This window comes from Erythrobacter sp. W302b, assembly GCF_046452395.1.
Taxonomy (GTDB): domain Bacteria; phylum Pseudomonadota; class Alphaproteobacteria; order Sphingomonadales; family Sphingomonadaceae; genus Erythrobacter.
In genome coordinates, this window is record NZ_JBKFDH010000001.1 from 1169449 (window position 1) to 1194501 (window position 25053).

At 64.0% G+C, this 25053-nt stretch carries 24 protein-coding genes and 1 tRNA gene; 11 read left to right on the top strand and 14 right to left on the bottom strand.

Annotated elements, in window-relative coordinates:
* The first annotated feature begins 313 nt into the window (after window positions 1-313).
* The 3 genes from ACLBKT_RS05680 to ACLBKT_RS05690 all read left to right on the top strand — a co-directional run bounded on the left by ACLBKT_RS05680 (window position 314) and on the right by ACLBKT_RS05690 (window position 3227).
* Window positions 314-1666, top strand: coding sequence for a hypothetical protein (locus ACLBKT_RS05680; RefSeq protein ID WP_410181978.1), 1353 nt, complete (start codon window positions 314-316; stop codon window positions 1664-1666).
* A 140-nt stretch (window positions 1667-1806) separates the two neighbouring features.
* The gene (gene lipA, locus ACLBKT_RS05685; RefSeq protein ID WP_410181979.1) at window positions 1807-2766 is read left to right on the top strand and encodes a lipoyl synthase; all 960 of its coding nucleotides are present in this window, start codon (window positions 1807-1809) and stop codon (window positions 2764-2766) included.
* On the top strand, window positions 2766-3227 hold the full coding sequence (locus tag ACLBKT_RS05690) for a type II toxin-antitoxin system RatA family toxin (RefSeq protein ID WP_410181980.1): 462 nt from the start codon (window positions 2766-2768) through the stop codon (window positions 3225-3227). Before lipA ends, ACLBKT_RS05690 begins: the two co-directional genes overlap by 1 nt.
* Here the strand turns inward: ACLBKT_RS05690 and ACLBKT_RS05695 are convergent.
* From ACLBKT_RS05695 to ACLBKT_RS05705, 3 genes are read right to left on the bottom strand one after another with little or no spacing between them, the layout of a single operon-like run.
* Window positions 3188-3700 carry a CinA family protein gene (locus ACLBKT_RS05695; protein WP_410181981.1) on the bottom strand — a complete coding sequence of 171 codons (513 nt, stop codon included), beginning with the start codon at window positions 3698-3700 and terminating at the stop codon, window positions 3188-3190. The two genes, ACLBKT_RS05690 and ACLBKT_RS05695, sit on opposite strands and share 40 nt — an antisense overlap.
* Before the next feature lie 7 nt (window positions 3701-3707).
* Window positions 3708-4289: a hypothetical protein gene (locus ACLBKT_RS05700; RefSeq protein ID WP_410181982.1), complete on the bottom strand. Its 582-nt coding sequence runs from the start codon at window positions 4287-4289 to the stop codon at window positions 3708-3710.
* Window positions 4286-5458 carry a bifunctional 2-C-methyl-D-erythritol 4-phosphate cytidylyltransferase/2-C-methyl-D-erythritol 2,4-cyclodiphosphate synthase gene (locus tag ACLBKT_RS05705; RefSeq protein ID WP_410181983.1) on the bottom strand — a complete coding sequence of 391 codons (1173 nt, stop codon included), beginning with the start codon at window positions 5456-5458 and terminating at the stop codon, window positions 4286-4288. Before ACLBKT_RS05705 ends, ACLBKT_RS05700 begins: the two co-directional genes overlap by 4 nt.
* A gap of 79 nt (window positions 5459-5537) precedes the next feature.
* Between ACLBKT_RS05705 and dusB the strand changes: the two genes are divergently transcribed.
* From dusB to hflX, 7 genes are all read left to right on the top strand, one after another.
* Window positions 5538-6554, top strand: coding sequence for a tRNA dihydrouridine synthase DusB (dusB, locus tag ACLBKT_RS05710; RefSeq protein WP_410181984.1), 1017 nt, complete (start codon window positions 5538-5540; stop codon window positions 6552-6554).
* A 2-nt stretch (window positions 6555-6556) separates the two neighbouring features.
* The gene (locus ACLBKT_RS05715) at window positions 6557-7651 is read left to right on the top strand and encodes a two-component system sensor histidine kinase NtrB (protein WP_410181985.1); all 1095 of its coding nucleotides are present in this window, start codon (window positions 6557-6559) and stop codon (window positions 7649-7651) included.
* Window positions 7652-7665: 14 nt separating this feature from the next.
* Entirely contained in the window at window positions 7666-9111 is a 1446-nt protein-coding gene (ntrC, locus tag ACLBKT_RS05720) for a nitrogen regulation protein NR(I) (RefSeq protein WP_410181986.1), read from the top strand.
* A 72-nt stretch (window positions 9112-9183) separates the two neighbouring features.
* The gene (locus ACLBKT_RS05725; RefSeq protein WP_410181987.1) at window positions 9184-11421 is read left to right on the top strand and encodes an ATP-binding protein; all 2238 of its coding nucleotides are present in this window, start codon (window positions 9184-9186) and stop codon (window positions 11419-11421) included.
* Between the two features lie 46 nt (window positions 11422-11467).
* Window positions 11468-12850, top strand: a complete 1383-nt coding sequence (locus ACLBKT_RS05730) for a sigma-54-dependent transcriptional regulator (RefSeq protein ID WP_410181988.1) — start codon at window positions 11468-11470, stop codon at window positions 12848-12850.
* Window positions 12851-13009: 159 nt separating this feature from the next.
* Window positions 13010-13594 carry an RNA chaperone Hfq gene (gene hfq / locus ACLBKT_RS05735; protein WP_410181989.1) on the top strand — a complete coding sequence of 195 codons (585 nt, stop codon included), beginning with the start codon at window positions 13010-13012 and terminating at the stop codon, window positions 13592-13594.
* Entirely contained in the window at window positions 13591-14913 is a 1323-nt protein-coding gene (gene hflX / locus ACLBKT_RS05740; protein WP_410183654.1) for a GTPase HflX, read from the top strand. The genes hfq and hflX overlap by 4 nt, the downstream gene beginning before the upstream one ends.
* A 4-nt stretch (window positions 14914-14917) precedes the next feature.
* Here hflX and mazG read toward each other — a convergent pair whose 3' ends face one another.
* From mazG to ACLBKT_RS05785, 9 genes are read right to left on the bottom strand one after another with little or no spacing between them, the layout of a single operon-like run.
* The gene (gene mazG / locus ACLBKT_RS05745) at window positions 14918-15685 is read right to left on the bottom strand and encodes a nucleoside triphosphate pyrophosphohydrolase (protein WP_410181990.1); all 768 of its coding nucleotides are present in this window, start codon (window positions 15683-15685) and stop codon (window positions 14918-14920) included.
* Window positions 15686-15723: 38 nt separating this feature from the next.
* Window positions 15724-15861, bottom strand: coding sequence for a hypothetical protein (locus ACLBKT_RS05750; protein WP_410181991.1), 138 nt, complete (start codon window positions 15859-15861; stop codon window positions 15724-15726).
* Between the two features lie 56 nt (window positions 15862-15917).
* Entirely contained in the window at window positions 15918-16700 is a 783-nt protein-coding gene (locus tag ACLBKT_RS05755; RefSeq protein ID WP_410181992.1) for an MBL fold metallo-hydrolase, read from the bottom strand.
* Window positions 16697-17473, bottom strand: a complete 777-nt coding sequence (locus tag ACLBKT_RS05760; RefSeq protein ID WP_410183655.1) for a TatD family hydrolase — start codon at window positions 17471-17473, stop codon at window positions 16697-16699. Before ACLBKT_RS05760 ends, ACLBKT_RS05755 begins: the two co-directional genes overlap by 4 nt.
* Window positions 17473-19026, bottom strand: a complete 1554-nt coding sequence (metG, locus tag ACLBKT_RS05765) for a methionine--tRNA ligase (protein WP_410181993.1) — start codon at window positions 19024-19026, stop codon at window positions 17473-17475. Before metG ends, ACLBKT_RS05760 begins: the two co-directional genes overlap by 1 nt.
* Window positions 19019-19975 (bottom strand): DNA polymerase III subunit delta', encoded by a 957-nt coding sequence (locus ACLBKT_RS05770; protein ID WP_410181994.1) that lies wholly within the window; start codon window positions 19973-19975, stop codon window positions 19019-19021. The genes metG and ACLBKT_RS05770 overlap by 8 nt, the downstream gene beginning before the upstream one ends.
* Window positions 19972-20604: a dTMP kinase gene (gene tmk / locus ACLBKT_RS05775; RefSeq protein WP_410181995.1), complete on the bottom strand. Its 633-nt coding sequence runs from the start codon at window positions 20602-20604 to the stop codon at window positions 19972-19974. Before tmk ends, ACLBKT_RS05770 begins: the two co-directional genes overlap by 4 nt.
* On the bottom strand, window positions 20601-21785 hold the full coding sequence (locus ACLBKT_RS05780; protein WP_410181996.1) for a D-alanyl-D-alanine carboxypeptidase family protein: 1185 nt from the start codon (window positions 21783-21785) through the stop codon (window positions 20601-20603). The genes tmk and ACLBKT_RS05780 overlap by 4 nt, the downstream gene beginning before the upstream one ends.
* A 52-nt stretch (window positions 21786-21837) precedes the next feature.
* Window positions 21838-22887: a lytic transglycosylase domain-containing protein gene (locus ACLBKT_RS05785; RefSeq protein WP_410181997.1), complete on the bottom strand. Its 1050-nt coding sequence runs from the start codon at window positions 22885-22887 to the stop codon at window positions 21838-21840.
* A 181-nt stretch (window positions 22888-23068) separates the two neighbouring features.
* Here ACLBKT_RS05785 and ACLBKT_RS05790 point away from each other — a divergent pair.
* Window positions 23069-23158 (top strand) — tRNA-Ser (locus tag ACLBKT_RS05790).
* A gap of 67 nt (window positions 23159-23225) precedes the next feature.
* Here the strand turns inward: ACLBKT_RS05790 and ACLBKT_RS05795 are convergent.
* A complete protein-coding gene (locus tag ACLBKT_RS05795) occupies window positions 23226-23720 on the bottom strand; it encodes a hypothetical protein (RefSeq protein WP_410181998.1) in 495 nt (164 codons plus the stop codon).
* 67 nt (window positions 23721-23787) lie between these two features.
* The gene (locus tag ACLBKT_RS05800; RefSeq protein ID WP_410181999.1) at window positions 23788-24954 is read right to left on the bottom strand and encodes an aspartyl/asparaginyl beta-hydroxylase domain-containing protein; all 1167 of its coding nucleotides are present in this window, start codon (window positions 24952-24954) and stop codon (window positions 23788-23790) included.
* Window positions 24955-25053: the final 99 nt, after the last annotated feature.

Below are 25053 nucleotides of genomic sequence, written 5' to 3' on the forward strand. Positions count from 1 at the left end.
GGCCGTTTCTGATTGTGTTCTGATGCCGATGCGGCAGTTCGGGCCTTGGTAGGGCCGCGTATCCCCCGCTATCTAGGCATGTGCCGGGGGTTTCGCCACCTTGAGCAGGGAACACACCATGAACCTGCCGCATTTTTCCACATTTGCGGGGCGGAGTGGCCAGCATCGGCTTCCCGGGCATTCAAAGCCCGTTCAGCACGGCGTGCCTAGCGGGAATTGCAAATCCCGTGCGAGCCGTTCAAAGGCTCACCCGGAATTCGGGCAGCGTCCGGGCCACGTCTGGCACGCCGCTGCACTACTTGTGGAGGATGCAGTGACCAATATGTCTTCGCCCCGTCGCCCCGCCAGCTTAGCGCGCCAGCTTGCTCTGGCTGTGGCGCTCGCCAGCGGTACCGCTGTGCTCGCCGTTCCGGGTTTGACCGATGCAGCACACGCCCAGAAGAAAAAGAAGGACGAGAAGGCTCAGGCCGCCGCGCCTGTTTATGCGAAGGAATTCGTAGCCGCTTACACGCCGGTCGAAACCGCATTGAAGGACCCGGCGGCCAATATCGCCGCACTCAAGCCGCAAATCGAAGCCATTGCCAATATGGCGGCGTCGCCGGATGAGCAGCTTGCGGCCGGCGGGATGCTGTTCAACGCCGGGATCACCGGCAAGGACTTGGCGCTCCAGCTGCGCGGCGCCGAATTGATGCTCGGAAGTGGCAAGGTAAAGCCCGAGGATACCGGCCGCTTCGCCTTCGTAGCCTCGCAGCTTGCCACGGCGCAAAACCAGTTCAGCAAGGCCGAGACCTATCTCCAGAAGGCGATCGACCTCAACTACAGCGCGCCGAATCTCAGCTCCTATGATGTGCGCATGAACATGGCCGAGCTCTACTTCTCGCAAGAGCGTTTTGCCGAAGGCGTAGCCTACATCAGCCAGCTGATCGCTGCCCGCAAGGCGGAAGGCCAGCCGGTCAATCCCAATTGGTATCGCCGCGGGGTTCAGATCGCTTACAACAACGAGCTTGTGCCGCAGATCTATGACTTCGTGCAGGTCTGGGTGACCGACGTTCCGACCCAGGAAAACTGGCGCGATGCGGTGAACCTGACGCGCAATCTGAATGATTATGACGGTCCGGTGCTGCTCGACTTGCTGCGTCTCGGCAAGCGGGTGGGAACGCTGAAGGATAAGAACGACTACGTGTTCTACATCGAGGCGGCCGATACGCGCCGCCTGCCGATGGAAGTGAAGTCGGTGATCGATGAAGCCAATGCTACCGGCGCGATTCCCAAGGGCAGCGATCCGTGGGTGGACGAGCAGCTCGCCACCGCCAACGGCCTGATCGCTGAGGACCGGGCCGCTCTTCCCGCGCTTGAGCGTGATGCGAACGCGCCGACTGCCAGGCTGCGCACCGTGCTGGCCGCAGGAGATACCTTCCTCAGCTATGGCGAATACGCCAAGGCGGCCAGCTTCTACGAACGCAGCCTGACCATGCCCGAGGTTGATCGCAATCTCGCACTGACCCGACTGGGCATCGCCCAGATCGGCGCTGGCAATATCGATGCGGCGCGCGAGACGCTGGCGAAGGTCGATGGTCCGCGCTCGCCGATTGCGAAGTTGTGGAGCGCTTATGCCTCGCAGTCGGCCGCTCCGGCCGCGCCAGCCGTGGCCGCGGTCGGTAGCTGATCGTACCGCGCGATAGCCGGGATCAAGGGTAGCGCCGGGCGGTCTCACCGTCCGGCGCTCTTTTTTGGCAGGTGCCATGGTGCAAAATGCAACCAGCGCCGTGCTTGCGGGCGAGGCTTTGCGCGCCTAAATGGCGTGCCATGAACGACCTCGCCAGCACGCCGCAGCCTGCCTCACCCGCCGAGCGGCCCGCCCGCCAGCGCAAGCCCGACTGGATCCGTGTGCGCGCGCCCGTAAGCGAAGGCTACAACGAGACGCGCAAGCTGATGCGGGAGTTGAACCTCCACACCGTGTGCGAGGAGGCTGCTTGCCCGAACATTGGCGAATGCTGGACCAAGAAGCACGCGACGGTGATGATCCTCGGCGATGTCTGCACCCGGGCCTGCGCCTTCTGCAACGTCAAGACCGGCATGCCCAAGGCGGTCGACCCGTTCGAGCCCGAGAATACAGCGATTGCCGCGGCCAAGATGGGCCTCGAACACATCGTCATCACCAGCGTCGACCGCGATGATCTTCCCGATGGCGGCGCCTCGCAATTCGTCAAGGTGATCGAGGCGCTTCGCCGCAATACGCCGAATACCACGATCGAGATCCTCACCCCCGATTTTCGCGGCAAGATGCGCCGCGCGGTGGAGATGATCTGCGAGGCGGGACCGGACGTGTACAACCACAATCTCGAAACCGTCCCGCGGCTGTACCCGACGATCCGCCCGGGCGCGCGCTATTACGCCTCGCTCCGGCTGCTGGAAGAAGTGAAGGCCCACAATCCGCTGATCTTCACCAAATCGGGCATCATGCTGGGCCTCGGCGAACAGCGCCTCGAAGTGCACCAAGTGATGGACGACATGCGTTCGGCTGAGGTCGATTTCATCACCATGGGCCAATATCTCCAGCCCACACCGAAGCACGCGGCGGTCGAGGAATTCGTCACGCCCAAGGCCTTTTCAGCCTATGGTGCGATTGCCCGGGCCAAGGGCTTCTTGCAGGTTGCGGCCACCCCGCTGACCCGTTCAAGCTATCACGCCGGTGACGATTTCGCGAAGATGCGGGCGGCGCGTGAGGAAAAGCTTGCCCGCTCTGGAGCGAAGGCCAAGGCCTGATGCCCGGCATCCGCGAAACCCGCCGCCTGCCTTATAGCGCCGAGCAGATGTTCGATCTGGTCGCCGATGTCGGGCGATATGGTGAATTCCTACCCTGGGTGATCGCTACCCGCGTGCGTTCCAACACCGAAACCGAGATGGTCGCTGACATGGTGGTGGGTTTCAAGGCGATCCGTGAAAGCTTCACCTCACGGGTCAAGAAAGTCCGGCCCTTGGAGATTGACGTCCATTATCTCGATGGCCCGCTCAGCGATCTCGACAATGTCTGGACGTTTCGCGCTGTGGATGACCACAGTTGCGAAATCGACTTCCTCGTCGACTTCACCTTCAAGAACCGCCTGTTCGAAAAGATCGCCGGACAGTATTTCGACAAGGCCTTCCGCAAGATGGTCGAGGCCTTTGAAGCGCGTGCGGCGCAGCTTTATGGCAACAGCAGTTCCAGCGCGCAGAGCGTCGCCTGACGGCGAATTTCGGCGCGGCCATCCGGGCCTTCGCCCCCTTCGAAGAACTTGAGCTCACCCTCCGGCTCTCCGGTCGCATTGCGCACGAGCCGGGCAAAGACGACCGTGCCGACCGGCTTTTGCGGTGTCCCGCCACCAGGCCCCGCCACTCCGCTGATCGCCACCGCCACATCGGCGTTTGACCGGTCCAGTGCTCCTTTGGCCATCGCCCAGGCGCAGGCAATCGAAACCGCGCCGAAGGTTTCGATGATGTCGCGGGCAACGCCCAGCATCTCCATCTTGGCTTCGTTCGAATAGGTCACGTAGCTTCGATCAAGCACGGCCGAGGACCCGGGGATCTCGGTGATCGCCGCCGCGACCAGTCCGCCGGTGCAGCTTTCCGCCGTGACGACCTTGCGTCCGGTCGCGGTGTTTTCACTCACGACGCGGGCGGCAAGGGCGGCAATATCGTCAGGGAGCAGGGAGAGGGGCATGGCGGGCTTACTTGCGCGCCGTGCCGGTGGTGGCCGACGACGCCCCGCAGACCGGCGGGTTCTTGAGGTCGGTCAGCTCGGCGATGAAGGCGACGATACCGCCGACATTTTCAACCGGCATGGGGCTGAAGAGTTCGAGCCCGCGTTCGATCTGGCCGCAGGCGTCACCTTTGATCTCGGCCGCGATCATCTGTCCGACCAGGGCATCGACGAAGGGACGCAGGGCTTCTTCGGGCATCGAGCCGAGTATTGCGCCCATCTGATCTTGCGATCCGCCTTCGCCGCCGTTGTCCTTGTCCATGAAGGTCTTGAGGAAACGGAAGGCACCGGGCCACGCCTTGTCCTGGCCGCTGCGGAACTGGCTGATATAGGCCTCACCCCCCGTTGCCATGAAGCCATCGCGCGACAGGCGGTTGGCACAAGCGGTCTGCGCCGCGTCAAACGCGATCGGCATGACATAGACCACCGCATCCGACAGATCGGCCGGGGCGACACAGGCCTGTTGCTGGGCAAGCGCAGCCTGGGACGTGGCCAGCGCGGTCAAGGCGAGGGCAGGGGCGATCAAGCGGGTGGGCAGGCGGTGCTTCATGACGTGGGTCCTTCCGATGCTAGCATGACACAAACGATGGCCTGCGCAGCGATCCCTTCGCCGCGGCCGGTGAAACCGAGTTTTTCGGTGGTGGTGGCCTTGATGCTCACCGCATTTTCACGGAGCCCCATCAGCCGCGCCACTTCGGCGCGCATGGCCGGGCGGTGCGGCCCGATCTTGGGCTCTTCGCAGATCAGAGTGAGGTCGATATTGGCGATGGCATAGCCAGCCGCGCGCACGAGGCTGACAGCGTGCTCAAGAAACTGCCCCGATCGCGCGCCGCGCCATTGCGGATCGCTCGGCGGGAAATGCGTGCCGATATCGCCTTCGCCCACCGCGCCAAGCACTGCATCCGTAATCGCGTGGAGCGCGACATCCGCATCGGAATGGCCGGCGAGGCCCTTGTCATGCGGGATCCGCACGCCGCCCAGCCACAGTTCCTCACCCGCCTCAAGGCGATGGACGTCGAAGCCTTGGCCGATACGGAATGCAGGGGCAGTCATGGGGGCGGCAAAATCCTCGACAAAGGTGATTTTCTTGAGCCGCTCGTCGCCTTGGACGAGTGCAACTGAACCAGTGCTGGCCATCAGCACCTGGGCATCGTCGCCGGCATCGGTCGGTCCGGTCCAAGCGCGGTGCGCGGCGAGGATGGTATCGAAGCGGAAGGCCTGGGGGGTCTGGACGCGGCGGAGGGCTTCCCGCTCTGCCTTGCCGCTCATCACACCACCATTGTCGACCGCGAGGCTATCGACCACCGGCAGTACGGGAATTGCGCCCGGATGCTCGCTCAAGGCCGTCAGGAGGCGATCGATCACCTCGCGCGGCAGATCTGGGCGGGCGGCATCGTGAATGAGCACGCTCTGGGGCTCGGCCGCGGCCAGTGCTTCCAACCCGCAGCGGACCGAGTCCTGCCGGGTCAAGCCGCCGTTGACGAAGGTTACCCCGGAAATCCCCGCCAACGCCAACTCGGCATGATCCTGCGCATCAGCCGCAACCACCACCACCAAGGGATCGGCGCCAGCAGCCTTCAGCGCCTCGACCGAATGGCGGATCAGCGGCTTGCCGCGCCATTCACGGAACTGTTTCGGGGTGTCGCCCCCCACACGCAGACCCTTGCCAGCAGCCACAACAATCGCGGCAAATGGGGAGAGGGGAGCGGCGCTGACCATCGGGGGCTTCGCTTAGGGTCTGGACGCGCTTTCGGCAATCCACTATGCGCCTGCCCATATTTTAGGCATCACCCGCAAGATGAACTCACTCCCCCCTCCGCCGGCTCTGAAGCCGATTGCCATCGGCCCGGTCACGGTGGCCGAGCCGGTCGTGCTGGCGCCGATGACGGGTGTCACCGATATGCCGTTTCGCACCCTGGTACGGCGCTACGGCTCAGGCCTCAACGTCACCGAAATGGTGGCGAGCGAGGCCGCGATCCGCGAGACCCGGGTCAGCACGCAGAAGACCGCGTGGGATCGGATCGAAGAACCGGTCTCGATGCAGCTGGTCGGTTGCGATCCCGCGAGCATGGCCGAAGCCGCCAAGATCCAGGAAGGCAACGGCGCGGCGATCATCGACATCAATTTCGGCTGCCCGGTTCGCAAGGTCGTCGGCCAGTTGGCGGGCTCGGCGTTGATGCGCGAAGTGCCGCTTGCGGTGCGCCTGATGGAAGCGACGGTCAAGGCAGTGAAAGTGCCGGTGACCGTCAAGATGCGGATGGGCTGGGACCACAACAGCCTCAACGCGCCGGAGCTTGCCCGGATGGCGGAAGACATCGGCGTGCAAATGATCACTGTCCACGGCCGCACCCGAAATCAGATGTACAAGGGCAATGCCGACTGGGCGTTCATCCGCAAGGTAAAGGAAGCGGTGAAGGTCCCCGTGATCGTCAACGGCGACATCTGCTCGATTGAGGACGCTGCCAAAGCGCTTGAACAATCGGGTGCGGACGGGCTGATGATCGGCCGCGGTGCCTATGGCAAGCCGTGGCTGCTGGGTCAGGTGATGCACTGGTGGCGCACTGGGGAGGCGCGCGCCACGCCCGGCATTGACGAACAATATGCGCTGGTCGTCGAGCACTACAACCGGATGCTCGATCACTATGGCCGCGACACCGGGGTCAAGATGGCACGCAAGCATCTGGGCTGGTATACCAAGGGGCTGCACGGCTCGGCCGAGTTCCGCAACATGGCCAATTTCATTGATGATGCCGATCAGGTGCTCGGCGAGATCGAGCGGTTCTACGCACCCTTTCTGATGCAGCAGGCCGCCTGAGAATGGCAACCAGTCAGATCGGGCCGCAGGGCGATGGCCGTCCCGATGCCCGCGCGCAGCTATCCGGGCTCATTTTCGCGGTCATTCTGATCGATGGCGAGGGCCGCATCGCAGAGGTCAACCATTCGGCAGAGGATCTGCTCGGCACCAGCGCCAGCCGCTTGGTCGGCACGCTGCTGACCGACAGGATTGGGCCGCTTGATCCCCGTGTCGAAGCGCGTCTGATCGCCAGTGACGAAGCGCTGGTGGCGCGCGATCTGGCCATAGCTGTGGGCGACGTGCAAATCCGCATCAATCTCACCGCTTCGCCGCTGGGGGGCTTTGCGGGCTGGAGGGTGGTGACCCTGTCGCAGATCGGCCACGACGAGGCGGCGGGCAGCGTGGGCGGTGAAGCGCTGCTGGGTGCGCCCGCCGTGTTGGCGCACGAAATCAAGAACCCGCTTGCCGCAATCCGCGGGGCGGCGCAGCTGGCCGCGCGCAAGCTGCCACACGCCGACAAGAAGCTCGCCCGGATGATCACCGATGAAGTTGATCGGATCGCGCGGCTGATCGACCGGATGCAGCAGCTCGGCAGCACACGCACCGGCCCGGTCGATGCCTGCAATCCGCATGAGGCGATCCGCGCGGCCATCGCGACCATGCGCGCGGCCGGATCGACTTTGGGCGAGATCGAGATTCGCGAGGAGTTCGACCCCTCGCTCCCACCGGTGCTCGCCAATCGTGATGCGCTTGAGCAGGTGCTGATCAACTTGATTTCCAATGCGCGCGATGCGGCGCTCGGGCCGCGCGGGGCAGGGGCTGACAGCGTGGTGATCGTCCAGACGCGTTTTGTCAGCGGGCTCGCCTTCAGCGCGATCCGCAACGGGCGCGCGGTGCCGTTGCCGATTGAAATCACGATCAGTGACAATGGCCCCGGTATCGACCCGAGCTTGCAGGGCCATGTGTTTGAGCCGTTTGTCTCTTCCAAGCCGTCCGGTCAGGGCCTCGGCCTCTCGCTGGTGCGCAAGCTGGTGCGCGATATGAACGGCAATGTCAGCCATGACCGCGATCCGCGTGCCGGGCTTACCCATTTCCGCCTGCATCTGCCGCAGGCCTAGGACACGCCCGGCCAATGTCTGCAACCCTATCCGATCCGATCTTGCTGGTGGAAGATGATGCCGCGATTGCCACGGTGATCATCGCCGCGCTCGAGGACGAGGGCTTCGCTATCGCCCATTGCAGCAGCATCGCCGCGCGCGACAAGCAGCTGGCCGGGCGGCGGTTCGCGGTGATGCTGACCGATGTGATCCTGGAAGACGGGGACGGGTTGGCGAGCCTTTCGGCTGTCCGGGACCGCGCGCCGGACATGCCGGTCATCGTGCTTTCGGCCCAGAACACGCTCGATACCGCCGTGCGCGCCAGTGAGAGTGACGCCTTCGAGTATTTCCCCAAACCCTTCGACCTCGACGAGCTGGTTCATGCCGTGCGCCAGGCTGCTGGCGCCCGCGCGCCTGCGGTTGACGAGCCCGGCCATGCTCTCGCGGGCGGTGAAGGCGAAAAGATGCCGCTGGTCGGGCGCAGTCCGGCGATGCAGGGCGTCTACCGGATGATCACGCGTGTGCTGCGCAATGATCTGACCGTGCTGGTCACGGGAGAAAGTGGCACCGGCAAGGAGCTGGTGGCCGAGGCGATCCACGAACTCGGCAATCGCCGGACCGGCCCGTTCGTGGCGGTCAACACCGCCGCGATCCCCGCCGACCTCGTCGAAAGCGAGTTGTTCGGGCATGAGAAGGGCGCGTTCACCGGTGCGATTGCGCAAGCCATCGGCAAGTTCGAGCAGGCCAATGGCGGTACGCTGTTCCTCGACGAGATTGGCGACATGCCCGCCGAGGCCCAGACCCGGCTGCTGCGCGCGCTGCAATCGGGACGCATCCGGCGCGTGGGCGGGCGGCAGGAGATCGCGGTTAATGTCCGCATCATCGCTGCCACCAATCGCGACCTCACGCCGATGATTGCCAACGGCACCTTCCGCGAAGATCTGTTCTACCGCCTCAATGTGGTGCCGATCGTGCTGCCACCTTTGCGTGAACGGCGTGAGGATATTTCCGCGTTGGCGCAACACTTCCTGGTGCTCGCCGCAGAGGACGGCCTGCCGCGTCGCACGCTGACGCCCGATGCGATGGAGCGCCTTGAACAGCGCACCTGGCGCGGCAATGTCCGCGAACTGCGCAATGTGGTCTATCGCCTTGCGCTGATGGCGCGCGAGGAGCGGATCGATGCGGACAGCGTCAATGACATCATCGGGCCGGAGAACACCCCTGCGATCCTGCCACAGGGAGACGGGCAGGGCGGCTTCGGCGCGGCGCTGGCGGGCTGGCTCACGGCGGAAAGTCCTCCACCTGGTGCTCTGTACCACCGCGCTCTGGCGGCGTTTGAAAAGCCGCTGATCGAATATGCGCTCGGGCGAACCGGAGGAAATCAGTTGCGTGCGGCGCAGCTGCTTGGCATCAATCGGAACACGCTACGCAAGCGCATTGGCGAGCTTGGGCTGGAGCCAGAGCGCTTTACCTCATCATAACGGCGCTGACGCAGGGCGGATTGTCGGATTGCCCTTGCATTTCTGCCACACCATTGTTGTAAAGCGGCAACGATGGACCCTTCCAACACCCGCGCATTGAACATCATCCCCCGGCAACCGCCGCGGTGGTGGCGGCGATTTATGATTGCGGCGCGGCGGGCCAACGTCTTTCTGTGGCTTGAAGGCATTGCGGTAGTTGCCTTTCTTGCCGCGGTCGTCGCCACGTGGTCGGCCTATAGTCGTTCGGGCGCAGGTGATGATCTGCTGCCGACGATGAAGGTTTCGTTGCTGCTCATGGCCACGTTGGTGCCGGCGATGGCGCTCTTGGTGCTGATTGGTCGCCGCGTGGCTCTCCGCCGGGCGGCCGGGAGCACCGCGCGCTTGCATGTGCGGCTCGTATTCTTCTTCTCGATGGTCGCCGCTTTGCCGACGCTGCTCGTCGCGGGCTTTGCGGCGTTCCTGTTCCAGACCGGTGTCGACTTCTGGTTCTCCGACGAGTCGCGCGGGCTGATGGAGAACGCCAATGCGCTGGCGCAGAACTACTATGACGCGAACCAGCGCGACGTTGAACAGAACACCGTCATCATGGCCTCGGACATGCGCGATACGCTGGCGCGGGTGCCGATCACTGACCCGGACTTCCCCGATTTCTACCTCTATCAGGCGCAGGGGCGCGAAATCTCCGAAAGCGCGATTTTGCAGCGGATGCCTGACAACTCATTCCGCACCGCCTTCGCGTTCAACCTGTCGCAGGACACCGACCACCTGAAGTTCAGTCGCGATGCCCTGCCGCAACTCGATAGCGGCGACATCGCGGTGGTGATCGGGAGCCCTAATCGGATTGAGGCACTGGCTCCCATTGATGCACAGTCCGGCGTCTATCTTTACAACGCCCGCACCACCGAAGAGACGATGTTCAACTCGTGGTCCAAGGCGCAGTCGATCGTCACCGCCTATGACCGTCTGACCGGCAGCGCGCGGATGCTCCAGCTGCAATTCAATGTCGCGCTGGTGGCGGTCAGTCTGCTGCTGGTGGGACTTGCCATCTGGTTTGCGTTGCGGTTCGCCGACCGGCAGGTTGAGCCGCTGACCGCTTTGGTAGGTGCCGCGCGCAAGGTGGGGCAGGGCAACTTTGCGCTCCGGCTCGATGGGCGCACCGGGCCGGACGAGATCGGGCTGCTCAACCGCGCCTTCAACCGCATGACCGGCCAGCTGGAAAAGCAGACCCAAGCGCTGGTCAGCGCCAACCGCCAGATCGACGATCGGCGTGCCTTTACCGAAGCTGTGCTCGAATCCGTGACCGCTGGGGTGGTGTCGGTCGACGCGGAATCGCGAGTGACGCTGATGAATTCTTCCGCGCAGAACCTGTTGGCGCCTCAGGGTGACGGCAACGGCGGCGTCAGTATGATCGGCCAGTCGCTCGAAGTGCTCTCGCCCGAACTGTGCCGCGTCATCGCCGATGGCAAGGAGCGTGCAATCATTACCCATGCCAAAGGCACCGAGCTTTTGACCCTTGCGGTGAAGGTCGCGCCAGGCACCAGCGGCCATGTGATCACTTTCGAGGATATAACGCGCCAACTGCTCGACCAGCGACAGGCGGCGTGGTCGGATGTCGCGCGCAGGATCGCGCATGAGATCAAGAATCCGCTGACACCCATTCAACTCGCGACCGAGCGATTGAAGCGTCGCTACCGCAAGCAGGTGAATGATGAGGATCGTGACCTGTTTGACGAACTGACCAGCACGATCGTGCGGCAGGTAGGTGGCCTCAGGAAGATGGTCGATGAATTCTCATCCTTCGCGCGCTTGCCCAAGCCGGTGTTCCGCGATGAGGATGCGCTCGATCTCGTCCGGCAAGCCGTCTTCCTGCACGAAGTCGCCCATTCCGGCATCGCCTTCAGCGTTGCCTCGTCAGAGCTGATCAACCGCGAAGTGCGCTGCGACCGGCACCAGTTTGGTCAGGCCATGACCAATGTGCTCAAGAACGCGGTCGAAGCGGTCGAGGCGCGGGCCATCGAAGCCAAGGGGGCTTACGCGGGCGAAATTGCCGTTACGATGCGCGACGCTGGCGATGCGATTGTCGTCACGATTGAGGACAACGGCATCGGCCTTCCGGCGGACCGCGAGCGCATCACCGAACCCTATGTGACCACGCGCGAGAAGGGCACTGGCCTCGGGCTCGCCATCGTCAACAAGATCGTGGACGAGCATGGCGGGGATATGAGCTTTGCCAGTGCGCCCAGCGGCGGCACCCGCGTTACCTTGCGCTTTGCGCGCAATCCCAACCCAATTGAAGGCGGCCCCCTGTGATCCTGTCTTCGCTTGACCATGACCACACAGCCAAAGGACCCTTCCCATGGCGCTAGAAATCCTGATCGTCGATGATGAGCGCGACATCCGCGAGCTGGTGGCCGGCGTGCTCGGCGACGAAGGCTATGCCTGTCGCACCGCGGCCGACAGCACCGAAGCGCTCGCCGCGATTGACGAGCGCCGGCCTTCACTGGTGTTGCTCGACGTGTGGCTCCACGGCAGTCAGATGGACGGGCTGGAACTGCTCGATGCGATCAAGGCGCGCGAGCCGAACCTGCCGGTGATCATCTTCTCGGGCCACGGCAATATCGACACGGCCGTCGCTGCGGTCGGGCGCGGGGCGATGGACTTTATCGAAAAGCCTTTCGAAGCCGAGCGCCTGCTGCTGTTGGTCGAACGAGCGACCGAGACCGAACGGCTGCGGCGTGAAAACTCGCGCCTGCGCGAAGGCAGCTGGGGGAGCGCCGAGTTCACCGGTAACTCGCCCGCCATCAATGCCGTGCGTGCGACTCTCAAGCGCGTGGCGAGTACGGGTAGCCGGGTTCTGATTTCAGGCCCGGCGGGGGCGGGCAAGGAGGTCGCCGCACGCCTGCTTCATGCATGGAGCGCGCGGGCGAATGGCGCATTTGTGTTGGTGAATTCGGCCCGCATCACACCCGAGCGTTTCGAGCAGGAACTGTTCGGTGAGGAAGCCAATGGCAAGCAAGTTCGCCCCGGCCTGCTCGAATTGGCTGATGGCGGCACGCTGTATCTCGACGAGATCGCTGATATGCCTCTGTCCACTCAGGCGCGCATCCTGCGAGTGCTGACAGATCAGAGCTTCGTGCGCGTGGGCGGTACGCGCCAGATTGGGGTTGATGTGCGCGTTGTGTCCTCCACCACGCGCGATCTGACCGTCGAAATGGCCGAAAAGCGCTTCCGTGAGGACCTGTTCTACCGGCTCAATGTGGTGCCGGTGGTGCTGCCTGCCCTGTCGCAGCGGCGCGAGGACATTCCTGCGCTCGCTGAGCACTTCTTCACCCGCTATTCCAATGACCAAGGCCTCGTTCCGCCGGATATTTCCTCGGAGGCGATGGCGGCGCTACAGGCCTATGACTGGCCGGGAAATGTGCGCCAGTTGCGCAATGTGGTCGAACGCACGATCATCATGACCCCGCGCGAGAAGCTCGGCACGGTTGAGCCCGACATGCTGCCCCCCGAAATCATCGGCGGCCAGATCGGGCTGGCGAGCGACAGCCTGTCAGCGATCATGGGCGTGCCGCTACGGGAGGCGCGGGTCAGCTTCGAGCGAGAATATCTCGCGATCCAGATCCGGCGTTTCTCAGGCAACATTTCCAAAACGGCGAGCTTCATCGGCATGGAACGCTCGGCCTTGCACCGCAAGTTGAAGCTGCTTGGCATGGCTGACCGGCGCGATGACGACGAATAGGGTCAGATGATCCCGTCATAGTTTTGACGAAAATCAGTCCTTGTCCCGCGGCGGTCCAGTCGCCATTATGGATCACGTAAGGTGCCGCAGCTTGTTTTTTGCGGTGACCTGCTACCTGCGGACCGAAAATCGGACGCCAAGAACAAAGGAGCCACGACAATGTCCAGCGGGCGAACGCTCTCCCCCCGTCCGGTTGCACGTGCTGCCGCATCCAGTGAACCGCGTAACAGCGACGCCGGCAGCCCCCCTCATCGTCAGAGTGGCAATCTTCAGGACGCTTTCCTTAACCTGCTGCGCAAGAACAAAATTCCCGTCACCATGTTTCTGGTGAAGGGTGTGAAGCTGCAAGGGATCGTGACGTGGTTTGACAATTTCTCGATCCTGCTGCGCCGCGATGGCCAGTCGCAACTGGTCTACAAGCATGCGATCAGCACGATCATGCCAGGCCAGTCGCTCGACCCTGCGCAATTCGGCAGCCAGTCGGGCAGCCGCAAGCAGAAGTTGCTTCAGGACGTGTTCCTGAGCCGCGTTGCCGACGCGAATGTCCAAGTCACCATGTTCCTCGTGAATGGTGTGATGCTGCAAGGCCGGATCGCGGCCTATGACCTGTTCTGCATGTTGCTCGAGCGCGACGGCGCGGTGCAGCTGGCCTACAAGCATGCGGTTTCGACCATTCAGCCCGCCAGCCCCGTCGATTTGAGTGTCGATGACGAGGATGGCGACGATTTCGGGGCAGACGACTGAGTTTCGATAGTGATCTTCAAGACGAGGTAACCCGCGGTGCGCGGGCGCTTGTGCTGTGCCCGGATATCAGGGCGCTGCGCTATGACCTCGATTCTGCCGAGCGTTTGGCTGAGGCAGAAGGGCTGGCGCTGGCGATCGGGGTGGTGATTGCGCACTCGGCCATCCTGCCCGTGCGCCAGATGCAGCCCAACACCTTGTTCGGGTCGGGCCAAGTCGAGAATATCGGCGTCTGGTGCGAGCAAAACGAGGCTGAGTTGGTGATCGTCGATGGTGCACTGACTCCGATCCAGCAGCGCAACCTCGAAGACAAGCTCAAGCGCAAGGTGATCGACCGCACCGGCCTGATCCTCGAGATTTTCGGCGAGCGTGCGGCGACCGCTGAAGGTCGCTTGCAGGTTGAGCTGGCACATCTCGATTACCAGCAGAGCCGACTTGTGCGCAGCTGGACTCACCTTGAGCGCCAACGCGGCGGGTTCGGCTTTCTCGGCGGCCCCGGTGAGACGCAGATCGAGGCGGACCGCCGCATGATCCGCGCGCGGATGGCGCGGCTTCGGCGCGAGCTCGATCAGGTGAGGAAGACCCGCACGCTCCACCGTGACCGCCGGGGCAGGGCGCCTTGGCCGGTGGTGGCACTCGTGGGCTATACCAATGCCGGAAAATCGACCTTATTCAACCGCTTGACCGGCGCCGAGGTGATGGCCGAGGACTTGCTCTTCGCAACGCTTGATCCGACGATGCGGGCGATCAGCTTGCCGGGTGTCGAAAAGGCAATTCTGTCAGACACGGTGGGCTTCATCTCGGACCTGCCGACCCAGCTCGTCGCCGCGTTTCGCGCCACGTTGGAAGAGGTCACCGCAGCCGATGTGATCTGCCACGTGCGCGACATGGCGAACCCCAGCCACGCGGCGCAGAAAAAGCAGGTGCTGGATGTGTTGGCTGACCTGGGTGTCGTCGATGCCGAGACGGGCACCACCACAATTCCAATCCTCGAAGTCTGGAACAAGGCTGACCTGTTAGACGCTGAAAGTCTTGCAGAATTGCGGGAAGCGGCTGAGGGGCAGGGGGCTGTGATCCTCTCTGCGGCCACGGGGCAGGGGGTGAACCTGCTCGAGGCTGAATTGACCCGCATGCTGACCGGCACCGCGCGGGAGGTCAGCTTTATCCTGCCGGCGACCGATGGTCGGCGGATTGCCTGGCTGCATGCGCATGGTGATGTGCTGGCCGAGGATGAGATCGAGGACAGCGATGAGGGCCCGATGCGGCGGCTCACCGTGCGGCTCAATCCCAAAGAGCTGGGGCAGTTTGCCGCGCTTTCCTGAGCGTTTACTCGCCGTGCTTGACCCTCTGCCAGAGCGCCTCTTGGGCTTCGAGTGACAGTGTCGGGAAATCCGTTCCAGCCAGCGCTTCCATGCCTCTGAAGCGACGTTCAAATTTGGCGTTGGCTGCGCGCAGCGCGTCTTCGGCGCTGATGCCGTGCGCACGGACGAAATTCACCGCTGCAAACAGCAAATCGCCTGCTTCCTCGACCTTCTGGTCGCCCGAAGATGCGGCTTTCAGTTCTTCGATTTCTTCGGCAATCTTGGCTTCGGAGCCAGACGGATCAGGCCAGTCAAATCCGGTCCGCGCGGCGCGCTTCTGGAGTTTCTCGGCGCGCAGCAAGGCCGGGAGTGCCAGCGCTACGCCGTCCAGAGCGCTCGCAACACCCTTGGCTTCGCGTTCCTTGGCTTTGAGATCTTCCCACCGGGCTTCGTCCATGGTGCCGCCGGCGCTGGCGAAGATGTGGGGATGGCGCGCTTCCATCTTGGCGCTGATAGCGTCGGCAACATCGTTGAAAGCGAAGTGGCCGGCTTCTTCGGCCATCCGGGCGTGGAACACGACCTGGAGCAACAGGTCGCCAAGTTCGTCACGCAGGTCCGCCATGTCATTGCGCGCGATAGCGTCGGCGACCTCGTAGGCTTCTTCGATCGTGTAAGGCGCGATGCTGGCGAAGTCCTGCGCGAGATCCCATTCACAGCCGCGTTCGCGATCGCGCAACCGGGCCATGATGGCGAGAAGGCGGTCGATAGGGGACTGATTCGGGGTCTCGGTCATGCCGGTCCTCAAGTTTGATAATATATATTATGTAAAATCTAGAGCACTGCGCTGGTGGTTCCACGGATCACCATGAACCACTCCACGATCAGATAAAGGCCGCCGAAAATCACCACCCAGGCCAAGGCCATCTTGATCACCCGGCTCCATGGCAAACGCCGGGATGCCAGGGACACGCAGCAGAGAGCCAGCCACCCGACGCTCGTGACAATTGGCAAGATCAAATCCGGGTTCACGCCACCATCTCCAACCCGTCATAGCCAACCGTCACGAAGTCCGGCACTTCGTCGCATAGGGTTCGGTAATCCATGCTCTTGTCGAGATGGCTGAGGACCACGCGGCCGGCGCGGCATTTTTCGGCGAGCTCGATCGACATCGCCAGATGTGCGTGGGTCGGATGCGGTTCGCGGCGCAGACAGTCGCTCACGAGGATGTCGACCTTGTAGAACAGATCAATCATTTCATCAGAAATAGCACTGAAATCCGTAGCATAGGCAATACTCTTGCCATCAGCTTCAAAGCGATAGGCGGTGGTCTCGCCAGGGCCATGCGCCATCTGACACCAGTCCACGCCAAACCCCGCAATCATCCGCAGCCGATCAAGCGAGTCGAGCGTGCAGATTGTCGGATAGCCATCCTGACCGGCAAAGACATAACCGAACCGCTGGCGCAGCCGCCGCACGGTTTCCGTCTCCGCAAAGCCCGGAATCGGCCCGCCACGTCCATATCGCAGCACCCGCAGATCATCGATGCCGTGGCAATGATCGGCGTGATCGTGGGTCCAGAATACCGCGTCGATGTGGCCGATCCGATTGGCAAGCAGTTGCGCACGACAATCGGATGATGTGTCAACCAGTAGCCGACGACCCTCGTCACTTTCGACCAGGATCGAGACCCGCGTACGGCGGTTGCGCGGTTCGGTCGGATCGCAGTCGCCCCAGTCCCCCGTGCCATCCGGCCCGCCCAGTCGCGGCACCCCGGTCGAGGTGCCCGATCCGAGCATCACCAGCTTCACAGGGTGGCCTTGCTGAACAGGTTGAAGAAATTCGCCGAGGTCACCTGCTTCAGACGTTCCACATCTGTTCCGCGCAAGGCAGCAACGAAAGCGGCGGTATCTACCACATAGGCGGGCTCGCACACCCTCCCCCGATGCGGGACGGGGGCGAGGAAGGGGCTATCGGTCTCGACCAGCAGCTTGTTGTCAGGGATCACCTTCGCGACCTCCTGCAAGTCCTTGGCATTCTTGAAGGTCACGATCCCCGACAGCGAGATCGTCAGCCCCAGCGCCAGCACCTTCTCTGCAAAGTCGGCCGAGGCGGTGAAGCAGTGGATCAGCGCGGGGTAGGCCCCCTTCCCCATTTCCTCGGCGAGGATCGCGTGGGTATCGTCCTCGGCATCGCGGGTGTGGATGATGAGCGGCAGCTGGGTCTCGCGTGCGACGTCAATATGCATGCGGAACAAGCGCTTCTGCGCCTCTCTGTCCGACTTGTCGTAATAATAGTCGAGGCCCGTTTCGCCGATCGCGATTACCTTGGGATGGCGCGTCGCCTCAAGCAGCGCGGCGCGGCCGAGGTCCTGATGCGCGTCGGCCTCGTGCGGGTGAATGCCGACGCTGGCGAAGACATCAGGCTCGCGCGCGGCAGTGCCGACCACCTGATCCCACTCGCTCTGGCGGGTCGAGATGTTGAGGAAGGCCCCAACGCCCGCCGCGCGTGCGCGTTCGAGCACGCCCTCACGATCCTCGACCAAGCCCTTGTATTCAAGGTGACAATGGCTATCGACCAGCATCACTCTGCCTCTGCGGGAAGCTCAAGCCGCGGGAACAGCGGGGTCGGCGCGGCAAGCTGGTAGTCGCTCTCGGCCAGCGGCGAATACCAGTGGCTGCGGATCCCTTCGAGATTGCGTAGGTCTTCCGGAACCCCAAGCACGTCGAGCAGCTTGGCGCTGCTCGCCGGGATCACCGGACTGATCGCTACCGCCAGTTGCGCGATGCAGATGTAGAGCGTGGCAAGCACGGTTTCCATCCGCTCAAGGTCGGTCTTGCGCAGGGTCCATGGGGCCTGCGCGTCGATATAGGCGTTGCAGGCGAACACCGCCTGAAGCCATGCCTCGACCGCCTGCTGGAGCGCAAGGCTCTCGAACGCTTCGGGAATTTCCGTCGTAATCGCGCGGTCGACCGTCTCGAACAGCGCCGTATCGGCCGGATCGTGTCCACGGATCGCCGGCAGGTAGCCCTCGAGGTTCTTGGCGATGAAGCCGAGCGTCCTCTGGGCAAGGTTCCCGAAGGCATTTCCCAACTCGCCATTGGCACGCTGAACAATCGCCTCGGGTGAATAGCTGCCATCCTGCCCGAAGGCGACTTCGCGGATCAGGAAGTAGCGCAAGGCATCCACCCCGAAGCGTTCGGCCAGTTCCACCGGGTCGGTGACATTACCGAGCGACTTCGATTCCTTCTGCCCGCGATTGAGCAGGAACCCGTGACCGAACACCTTCTGCGGCACCGGCAGATCGGCGCTCATCAGGAAGGCGGGCCAGTAGATCGTGTGGAAGCGCACGATGTCCTTGCCGATGAGGTGCAGGCTGGCGGGCCAGAAATCGCCCATGTCATCGGGATAACCCAGCCCGGTCAGATAGTTGGTGAGCGCATCGACCCACACATACATCACGTGGCCATCGCTGCCCGGCACCTTCACCCCCCAGTCAAAAGAGGTGCGACTGACCGAAAGATCGCGCAGGCCCTGTTCGACAAAGGCGATCATCTCGTTGCGGCGGCTTGCCGGTTCGAGAAAGCCGGGCGTCTTCAGCAACGCCAGCAGTTGATCCTGATACTTCGAAAGCCGGAAGAACCAGCTTTCCTCGACGGTCCATTCGACCGGCGTGCCTTGCGGGGAGAGCTTTTCGCCGCCCTCGCCTTCCACCAACTCGCTCTCGTCGTAATAGGCCTCGTCGCGGACCGAGTACCAGCCTTCGTAGCGATCGAGATAGAGGTCGCCATTGGCCTCCATCGCCTGCCAGATCGCTTGGCTGGCGCGGTGGTGATCGGGTTCTGACGTACGGATGAAGCGGTCATAGGAGACGTTCAGAGCATCGCACATCGCGCGGAAATAGCCGGACATCTCGTCCGCGAGATCGGCGGGCGTGCGGCCCTGCTCCTCGGCCTTGCGCGCCATCTTCAGCCCGTGCTCGTCGGTGCCGGTCTGGAACCGTACGCAGCGGCCCTGAAGGCGCTGGAAGCGCGCGATCACGTCGGCGGCAATCGCCTCATAGGCGTGGCCGATATGCGGCTTCCCGTTGGGGTAGCTGATCGCGGTGGTGATGTAGAATGGGGTCGTGTCAGCCATGGGCCGGTTCGCTAGCGGGGGCGGCGGCGACAAGCAAGCTGCCGATCTCGAAGGGGAGCATCCCTGCATCGAAATTGGCGGTCGGCGCTTCGGCAGCGAGGCCGACCAAGGCTGCATGAGCGTTGAGCAATCGCGCGCGGGTTTGCAGGTCGTCCGAGGCCCGCGCGGCCCGGGCGACCAGCGATTGCGCGAGGTCGAGCACAGCCTGCACCCGCTCGCGATCGGCGCGGGGGCCGATCAGACGGGCCAGCTCGCCGCGCCCCGTGATGCCATTATCGCCATGCGCCAGCAGCGCGGTGATGACCTTGGCGATGGGAGCGAGGTTCTGTTCGGCAAAGCGCAACGCTGCGCCGTAGGAGCCTTCGGCGGCGGCGATGGCCTCCGGGTCGGGTGGAAGGCCCTCGGCCGCCAGCAACGTCGCCAATTGGCTGTCGGTCAGGACGGGGAAGCGCAGGGTTCGGCAACGCGAGCGGATCGTCGGCAGCAGCCGCGCAGGCCGGTGGGTGACGAGGAGGAAAAAGGTGCCCGCGGGCGGTTCCTCAAGGCTTTTGAGGAGCGCGTTGGCCGCGTTGCGTTCGAGATCGTCGGCCGGATCGATGATGATCGCGCGGCGGCTCCCGAGCGTCGGCCGGGTGGTCAGGCGGCGTTGCATCGCGCGGATCTGCTTGATGCGGATCGAGCGGGCGAGCTCGAAGGGCTTGCCCTCGGCCTGGGCCTTCTCGCCCTTGTCGTCTTTGGGGCCATGCGTGAGGGTGATGATGTCGGGGTGCTCGCCCTGCGGCTGCGGCACGCCCGGCTGTGCGACCAGTTCGCGTGCGGCGGCCATCGCAAAGTCGCGTTTGCCGAGCCCCGCCTTGCCCGCAAGCAGCCAGCCATGGTGCATCCGCTCACCCGAGAGCGCATCGTGCCACTGGCGCCAGGCCTCGGCGTGGTTGGGCCAGTCGGTCATGGAAGCAGGTCGCCGATTGCGGCAAGGATGCGGGCATGGATGGCTTGCTTGTCGCCAAGCGCGTCGATGCAGGCAAAACCGTGCGGGTCGGCCTCGGCAAGGGCCCGGAAGGCCGCGGCGACGGCGCGGTGGTATTCGGCGGAGCGGCCTTCGATCGCGTCCGACGCCTCTCCTCGGGAAGCGATGCGCCCCGCCAAGGCGGCTTCATCGCCTTCCAGCAGGATGACCCGGTCCGGCCGCAATCCGTCACTGCCGAAGGCGTGGAGCGCCGTGATCGCCGCATCGCCCAAGCCCCCCGCCCCGCCCTGATAGGCGCGGCTTGAATCGACGAAGCGGTCACAGATGACCCACTCGCCTCGCAAGAGCGCGGGGCGGATCAAGTGTGCGACGTGATCCGCGCGGGCAGCGGCAAACAGTAACGCTTCTGCCTGAGCGGGCCAGCCTTCCCCTGGCGGTGCCAGCAGCAAGCTGCGGATCGCCTCGGCCCCCGGTGTCCCGCCCGGTTCGCGGGTGACGAGGACCGTCAGCCCTCGCGCCCGCAACGCTTCGGCCAGCAGGCGAGCCTGGGTCGATTTCCCGGCCCCCTCCCCGCCCTCAAAGGCAATGAACCGGCCGCTTGGCGGACTCATGAGAACACCGCTGCGATGGCGTTGATCACGCGGTCGATCGGGCCAGCCGTCCCCACCGCCTCGGCCGCGTATAGCGGGATACGGGCCGGTGCGACGCCGGGCGCGGAGATCTCCATCACGGCGACTTCCTGATTGGCGGCAATCGGTGCGCGCAGCGGGCCTTCGTAACGGATCGTGGCCGTAAGCTTGCCGTTACTCCCGCGCGGCAGATTGATTGCGACCGGCCCTGCGGCTTTGAGGGCGACCCCGCGCGCATCGCCATCCTGCACCCGCGCCGTGCCAACCTCGGCGCCGGGGGCAAACAGCTGCCGCCGTTCGAAGGCGGAAAAGCCCCACTCGACATAGGACCGCGCCAGTTTCGCACGCAGCCGCCCGTTCTCGACCCCGGCGAGCACCAGCACCAGCCGCTGCCCATCACGCCGCGCGGTGCCGAGGTAAGAGAACCCGGCTTCGTTGGTGAAGCCGGTCTTGATCCCGTCCGCCCCCGGCACGCGTCCGATCATGGGATCGTGATTGACCTGCGCAATGCCTTTGTAATCGAAGCCCGCACGCCCGATGTAATAGCCGAACTTGTCCGGGTGCCGCGTAATCAGCGCCCGCGCCAGCCGCGCCAGATCATTGGCGGTGGTAAAGGTGCGCCCCTCATCCGGCCAGCCGTTCGGACTGGCGAAGTAGCTCCCCGTCATCCCGAGCCCGAGCGCCGTCTGGTTCATCTGCGTCGTCCATGCCGCGACCGAACCCGCCTGCCCTTCGGCCAGCACCGCCGCCCCATCATTGGCCGAGACATTGGCGATACCGAGCAGCAGATCATCCACCCGCACCCGCTCCCCCCGGTCGAGGAACATGGTCGAACCCTTGCGCCGCCACTCGCTTGCCACAACCGGGCTCATCTCGAAGACCTGCGAGGGGTCGAGGCGCCCGGCTGCGATCAGCTCGAAGGCGAGATACAGCGTCATGACCTTGGTGACCGACGCCGGCATGAACCGCGCATCGGGATTGCGCGCATGGAGCACCTGCCCGCTGCCCAGATCGACCAGGAGCGCCACCGGAGCCTCTGTCGCGGTCGGAACGGCGGGCATGACCGGACCGGAATCGGGCACCAGCGCGCGCAGAGGCGGCGCAAAGGTGACGGCAAACAGGGCAAGCAGGGACAGCGGCAGGCGCGAGGATTTCGGGGGCATCACCGTCTCGCCTATACCCGCCCCCTCGCCGCTTGGCGAGGCGTGGGTCGCGTCAGTTCACGATTTCGTCGGCCAGCAGTCCGACGCTCAGGGCATAATAGCTTGAGCAGTTATATTCGAGGATCGCGCGGTAATTGCCGGTCAGCAGCCACGCCGGCGTTCCGGGGCCATCTGGCTGGAAGAACGCGGTCATCACATCATCGCCGAGGCCCCCTTGCGCGATCACGCCCTGCGCGCGCCATTCGGCCACGGTCATCCAGCGGCTCAGGCGTTCATGCACGCGCGGGCAGACCGGCGAGACGAGCCGGGTGCGGTAAGCCGAGGCATCGAACCCGGCCGGCACCGACGCTCGCACCCCCCAGGGTTGACCGGGGCGCCATCCGGCATCGCGGAAATAGTTGGCGATCGAGGCAAAGGTGTCAGGCCGGTTGGTGAAGATGTCGGCCCGCCCGTCCCCGTCGCCATCGGTGGCCAGCCGGAGATAGACGCTGGGGAGGAACTGCGGATTGCCGAAGGCTCCGGCATAGGAGCCCACCAGCTGCGAACGGTCATAGCCCTTGTCGGCGACCTTCATCAGCGCGATGAACTCGCCCGCAAACAGCTCACGCCGCCGTCCCTCCCACGCCAGCGTGGCGAGGCTGCGGGCAAGATCGAAGTTGCCCTTCACCTGGCCATAACTGGTCTCATGTCCGAAGATCGCGACGATGATCGGCCCCGGCACACCATATTGTGCTTCGATCCGGCCAAGCAGATCGCGATGCTGCCGGTAAACCGAACGGCCGCCGCCGATCCGCGCCGAATCGACATGGGTCGCGACATAGGCCGACATGGGGGGATAGCCGCGCGTGGTGGCACTGCCAGGCTGGTTGTTATCGAGCCGGATGACGGTCGGATTGGGCGTGAGCCCTGCCGTCATGCGCGCCAACGTCTCCTCCCGCACCCCTTCTCCCAATGCGCGGGCCTTGAGCAATTCGAGATAGGCATCGAACGGTATCCCGTCCGCACTGACCTGCGCGGTCGCCGGGGCGGACGCAGGCGGGGCGCCGAGAATCGCAAACGCTGCAACAGTCAGCGCCGCGGCGGAGAGAAGCCGGGGAATCATGACAATAGGGATGTCATACCTTGGATGAATTCCCAACAACCTGATTGGCGAAGTTGCGGTTGGTCCCCCGTTAGGCGGCAAAGCAGCCTGCAATCAGGACGACCTGCTGTGCCTCGCGGCGATAAACGCGCCACAAGGCAGGTGACAATCGCGATCTTCGGCGCTAGCCGCTTGGCGCAGAGGACAGGTGGCCGAGTGGTTTAAGGCAGCGGTCTTGAAAACCGCCGTTGGTGCAAGCCTACCGTGGGTTCGAATCCCACCCTGTCCGCCAATCGCCTCAGCATTGCCTCAATCTCGGTCCTTGCTGTCTGGCGGCCGAACATCGCCGTGACCGCCCATCAGTGCAGCACCCGGTCCGTTCCTTGCCCAGCCGCGGGCGCAGCCATCCAGTCTGGCCAATCGGTCCCGCGCCATTCGGCGGCAACATAGACCCGCTGAAGGATCGACAACCACTGGCGCATCAGATCGCCATTGAAGCCGATCCGCGCACTTTCGCCGCTCGGGCTGTAGAAGATCACGACGGTCCCGGAGGGTGGCATTTGCAGGTCGATCTTGCTGACCAGCCATTCATGCTCAGGTTCAGTCGCTGTGACCGGAGCTGAAGGCTCCTGCCGGGCAACCGCCTTCTGGAGCGAGACGCCTGCGATGATGTCGGCGTAAACAGGGTCCTCATGGCGGGGCTTGATGACATTTATCAGCGCCGGGATCAGGCGGTTGGTCATCCGCTGGGTGAGCCAGATCCGCGCCGTTTCCCCGTCGCGCACCGCCGCGTTGATCGAGATGCGATCCTGCTCTTCCGAATAGAGGACGGTGATTCTCTGAAGATCCAGCATGGCCGAATGATTATCACGATGTGACAAGGGAAAGCACCCCCCTCGGCAGTATGCCCGAAGCTCCAGACTACAACGCGCCAACCGGAAAGGCCGCCGCTGAAACCGCCGCCTGGATCGCCGAACGCTCCGCCGGCGAAAGGTCTGGATGCCAGAGGTCGAAGATGAGGATCACCCGCAGGTGATCGGTCTCGTTCTTGGCCTCATGCTCGATTGTGTCGTCGAAGACCCACGACTGGCCCTCGGCAAAATCGCGGGTTTCCGCGCCGACGCGGAACCAGCAGCGCTGGGGTACGATCAGCGGGAGGTGACACAGAAGGCGGAAATTGGCGACGCCGACATGGGGCGGAATGTGGGTGTGCGGGGCGAGCAGCGAAAACATCGCATTGGCGCCGCATCCCGGGATAACGGGCTGATCCATCCGCGCCAGAAAGGCCATTGTTGCGGGGCAATGGGCGGCGTTGGCAGCAACATTGCTCCCGCGCTCGATCAGGTGGATCGCGGTCCAATCGCGGTTGTGGTTCAACTCGCGCCATTGCGCCAGCGGCTCGCTGTCGTGGTATTTGACATAAGGCACGAGGCTCGCATCCGGCGCATTGGCGACCCGGTCCATCTCGGCACGGATCGTGGCGGTGAGGCTTTCGAGCTCTTCTGCCCAGGGGAAGTCCGATCGCTCATGGAACTCCGCTTCCCTCAGGCCGGGATAGGCGAAATGGGTTGCCTCGGAATGAAAGGTGCGCGTGGTTCGCGCGATGTTGGTCGCGAAGCGCTCGGTCCGGCGGCGTTCGGTGGGGGTGAGGTCAGCGCCGCTCGCCTCGACCGCTGCGCCGAGCCGTCGCTGCAGCGAATGCTGATGCTCGGCCCACAGCGCTTCGGCGCGCATGATGGTCTGCACCAGCATCGGCGGGAGCGGGTGCGGGCGCGGTTGTGCGAGCGCGCGCCCATAGGCTTCGCCCGCTTCGGGATGACCGGCAGAATCGAGAAGGTGCGCGCGCATCAGCAGGTTGACGAAATCGAGCGGCGACAGCGCCAGCGCACGGTCAATCGCCTCGATTGCCAGCAGCGGCGCGCCGGCCATCTTCCGCACTGTCGCGAGGCGCTGCCAGAACGCCATCACGGGCGGATCGAGCCGCGCGGCCTCCTCCAGGATGTTGCGAGCCTGCACAAGACTACCTGCCGCCAAGGCGCGGTCTGCGGCGGCCAGACGCTGGGCAAGGTCGGGTTCGGCGAGGGTCATGACGCCGAAATGATATAGATTAGGATTTAGTGCAAGTTGCCTCAGCTGCTGCACGGTTCAACGCGACATGCTGTTGCGCGAAAACGTTCGATAAATGCG

Coding starts and splice junctions, on each gene's coding strand:
- ACLBKT_RS05715 (WP_410181985.1), top strand. CDS start 6,557: ATGGCAACCAGTCAGATCGGGCCGCAGGGCGATGGCCGTCCCGATGCC.
- tmk (WP_410181995.1), bottom strand. CDS start 20,604: ATGAGTCCGCCAAGCGGCCGGTTCATTGCCTTTGAGGGCGGGGAGGGG.
- ACLBKT_RS05795 (WP_410181998.1), bottom strand. CDS start 23,720: ATGCTGGATCTTCAGAGAATCACCGTCCTCTATTCGGAAGAGCAGGAT.
- lipA (WP_410181979.1), top strand. CDS start 1,807: ATGAACGACCTCGCCAGCACGCCGCAGCCTGCCTCACCCGCCGAGCGG.
- ACLBKT_RS05780 (WP_410181996.1), bottom strand. CDS start 21,785: ATGCCCCCGAAATCCTCGCGCCTGCCGCTGTCCCTGCTTGCCCTGTTT.
- ACLBKT_RS05695 (WP_410181981.1), bottom strand. CDS start 3,700: ATGCCCCTCTCCCTGCTCCCTGACGATATTGCCGCCCTTGCCGCCCGC.
- ntrC (WP_410181986.1), top strand. CDS start 7,666: ATGTCTGCAACCCTATCCGATCCGATCTTGCTGGTGGAAGATGATGCC.
- ACLBKT_RS05725 (WP_410181987.1), top strand. CDS start 9,184: ATGGACCCTTCCAACACCCGCGCATTGAACATCATCCCCCGGCAACCG.
- dusB (WP_410181984.1), top strand. CDS start 5,538: ATGAACTCACTCCCCCCTCCGCCGGCTCTGAAGCCGATTGCCATCGGC.
- metG (WP_410181993.1), bottom strand. CDS start 19,026: ATGGCTGACACGACCCCATTCTACATCACCACCGCGATCAGCTACCCC.
- ACLBKT_RS05800 (WP_410181999.1), bottom strand. CDS start 24,954: ATGACCCTCGCCGAACCCGACCTTGCCCAGCGTCTGGCCGCCGCAGAC.
- ACLBKT_RS05770 (WP_410181994.1), bottom strand. CDS start 19,975: ATGACCGACTGGCCCAACCACGCCGAGGCCTGGCGCCAGTGGCACGAT.
- ACLBKT_RS05760 (WP_410183655.1), bottom strand. CDS start 17,473: ATGCTGGTCGATAGCCATTGTCACCTTGAATACAAGGGCTTGGTCGAG.
- ACLBKT_RS05700 (WP_410181982.1), bottom strand. CDS start 4,289: ATGAAGCACCGCCTGCCCACCCGCTTGATCGCCCCTGCCCTCGCCTTG.
- ACLBKT_RS05705 (WP_410181983.1), bottom strand. CDS start 5,458: ATGGTCAGCGCCGCTCCCCTCTCCCCATTTGCCGCGATTGTTGTGGCT.
- ACLBKT_RS05785 (WP_410181997.1), bottom strand. CDS start 22,887: ATGATTCCCCGGCTTCTCTCCGCCGCGGCGCTGACTGTTGCAGCGTTT.
- ACLBKT_RS05730 (WP_410181988.1), top strand. CDS start 11,468: ATGGCGCTAGAAATCCTGATCGTCGATGATGAGCGCGACATCCGCGAG.
- mazG (WP_410181990.1), bottom strand. CDS start 15,685: ATGACCGAGACCCCGAATCAGTCCCCTATCGACCGCCTTCTCGCCATC.
- ACLBKT_RS05690 (WP_410181980.1), top strand. CDS start 2,766: ATGCCCGGCATCCGCGAAACCCGCCGCCTGCCTTATAGCGCCGAGCAG.
- hfq (WP_410181989.1), top strand. CDS start 13,010: ATGTCCAGCGGGCGAACGCTCTCCCCCCGTCCGGTTGCACGTGCTGCC.